Origin of the sequence: Parabacteroides sp. AF19-14, from assembly GCF_003635485.1 — a bacterium.
Taxonomy (GTDB): Bacteria; Bacteroidota; Bacteroidia; order Bacteroidales; family Tannerellaceae; genus Parabacteroides; species Parabacteroides distasonis.
This window is the reverse complement of the sequence record NZ_QTMJ01000007.1, coordinates 224112-226906: the sequence shown is the minus strand read 5'-3', so window position 1 is coordinate 226906 and position 2795 is coordinate 224112. Positions and strand designations below refer to the sequence as shown.

General features: G+C 40.1%; 3 protein-coding genes. All 3 read right to left on the bottom strand.

Annotated elements, in window-relative coordinates:
- Positions 1 to 46: 46 nt before the first annotated feature.
- On the bottom strand, positions 47 to 409 hold the full coding sequence (locus DWX33_RS09635; RefSeq protein WP_122380286.1) for a DUF3244 domain-containing protein: 363 nt from the start codon (positions 407 to 409) through the stop codon (positions 47 to 49).
- 163 nt (positions 410 to 572) lie between these two features.
- A complete protein-coding gene (locus DWX33_RS09630) occupies positions 573 to 2366 on the bottom strand; it encodes a hypothetical protein (protein WP_122380285.1) in 1794 nt (597 codons plus the stop codon).
- Positions 2367 to 2703: 337 nt separating this feature from the next.
- Positions 2704 to 2795: PD-(D/E)XK nuclease domain-containing protein (locus DWX33_RS22820; protein WP_233570159.1), on the bottom strand; the 92-nt coding region annotated here is incomplete at its 5' end.

Here is a 2795-nt window from a genome sequence, read left to right as displayed (position 1 = left end):
CGCCCCTCCCAGACTTGATGTATGATTTTAGGGATTGCCATACGCTTTATTGATTCTCGAATTCTCCAACTAGCCATCCTAACTTATGAATCAAGACCGCTTGGTATGTGTCTGTTTCTATCCCGTCCAATGGAATGTTGATAATATCTCCTGTTTCTCCGGCAAGTATATTCTCATACATTATATTATTTGCATGATCCATGATGCGGATCGTTAGATCATCTAATGCTTCCGTGAAATGAATGCTTAAGATATTTCCTTCTATAGATAATGTAGGAGGTAATGCGGGGATGGAGCGATAACGTTCATCATCCCATTTCCCGTGTGCCGGGATGTCATCTCCATAAGCAAATGTGATGGAGAGAAATGATCCTAAAAGAATACATAAGGCTAACAAATGTGTTTTCATAACGCTATTATTGCTTTTATTAGTAGTGTGACTACGATTTCATGTTGACGAAGATCAGTAAAAAAGCAACAGGAAAATGAACAAAAAATGAACAAGAGCATAATTATGAAAAAAAGATTTGTGCATTTTTTGTTTAGTTTCTTGGCTGATATTCTATATAGTGCTATAAATTAGATATATATCGATCTAGATCTTTGGCATTTCCCTTCTTGCCAGTTAACTTCTCATATAATCTTTTTCGATAAATGGAGGCGTTTCCCAAATTGAGTAGGATCGCGATCGCCCCCGGCTTTACCCCTATTTTGATCAGATAGCAGATCTTTTTCTCGGATTCGTTCAAGGGAACAGACTTTTGTAAATCTATCGCAAAGTTTGGGAAACACGCTTCTACCGTAACGAAAAGCTTGTTCCAATCGTCGTTTGTTGGAGTCCAAGATATGGGGGAGCGAAACTTGTCATACAATCGTCCTACCTGTAATTGCGCTAACTTCTCCTTCCTTGTTTCCTCTTGGTTTCTTAAATTGGAATTCTCTGTTTTGAGGATGGATATGTCTCGCTCCCGGCTTTCTTTGATACGGGATAATTTCTCCAGTTGTTTACGCTTTAGCTCTAGTTGCTCACTCGTTTCTTTTAGTTGTTTTTCATTTTCTTGAGCTAGTTGTTGTTCTTTTATTTTATATTCCTGTATATCATGTGCCAAACTATCCCTGACATAGGATAAGTCTTTTATCTCTCGCTCTTTTTTAAGGATTTGTTTCTCATTGTCTTTTAATCGTCGCAATGCTTTTTTTCGCTCCTGCCTATAACGGATGAACGTGAAAATGCTTCCTACTAGTAGAACAAGGCAGCCTATTATGGATAAAGTATAAAAGAACTTCTGTTGGGAGGCGTAAAGTCGTGCTTCCCACAAGTCTCGCTCAATGTCATTATATGAATAGAACGCTTGTACATTCCGGATAGATTCGGCCTGCATTTCCTTTTCTATAGAATCCCGTAGCGACTCGTATCTATGGGATAATGAAGCTGCTAGTTCCCACTGCTTTTGAGTGAAAGCGATTTCTTTTAACTGGAAAAGTCCTCCGGCACGTGTCTTAGGCAAAGGTGCGGAATCTGCGCATGCTTGCAGGTAAACACGGGCTGAGTCTATTTGCCCACATTGTTGAAAAAGTTCACCTAGTACCAGATATGTTGGATATTTAGCCTGTGGCTTTGCCATATTTCGTAGGGCGATGTGTAATAATTCATATGCTTCTCCTATCTGTTGTCTAGATACGTAGAGATCTGCTAATTCAGTATAAACCGAGGGGAGAATTTCTTTTCCCATTAAGGAAATGGCTACTTGATTACTCATGATCGCACTATCCTTGTATCCGAGCATCGAGAAAGTACGCCCCAAGTCTCGTAAGGCGAATATCTGTCCCATGGAATCCTTTAGCATGCGGAAATTCTCGACAGCCCTTTTCTGAAAGGGCAATGCTTTCTCATAAACAGTTTGGTATGTATAGAGCATCCCTATGCTATTATTGATCCTGCCAAGCAGGGCGTAATCTGTTACCTGCTCCTCATCCCGAAGTGCCTTAAGGTAGTATTCCTGTGCTTTTAATGGATGCCCCAAGTCTTGGTTTATTCTTCCTTTATAATACCATGCCTTCGCTTTTCGGTTCACATATTCTGTCTTTTCATAATAATCCGTGGCGATTGCGATTAAAGAGTCGCTAGTGTGTGGTATATAATTTTTATCTTTCGCTTCCGTCAGCAGCAAATAATAATGCGCCTTATCTTTTCGGGGTAGGTTTTCTTTGTTCTCTATTTGTTCAAGGAGCATTAAGGCGCTATCCGGATGTTGGGGCATAAGGTTTTCTACTTTCCGGAAGTCTATGGTTGGGTGCCCCATTCCATCGCAAGAGATCCATATAATAGGTATTAGAATTAACAGGAAAACAATGTTTTTCTTCATCTGCGTATTATTTGTTGGCGATAAAGATAATACAAAAAGGCGAGGATATTCCGGCTGGAAAGTCCGACTTTTTTGAACGGTTTTTATTTCTGTTGTAAATGCATTGAATAACAGATTGTTACGCTAGTTGTAAACTGTCTGTTTATGGCTTGTCAAGTGAATAACTTACGAGTAGGGGTAGCCGTCAGTTAACGGCTTGGGAAGTGATCAGTTATTCACTAGAGAAGCCTTTTTGAGGGAGAAGATATACTTAGATGCCACTTGAAGTATATCTTCTCCGGGCATAGGATATATACTTCATCGGCAAAGTAAGTATATATGGATAAAAGCAGGCTTTTTACCTTACCAGCCACTTCTCAATATTGCGGGTTTCAGAGGAGAAGTTCACGCCGATCTTGAAGACCTCCCGATTGTCTCCGGCGAAAGGTG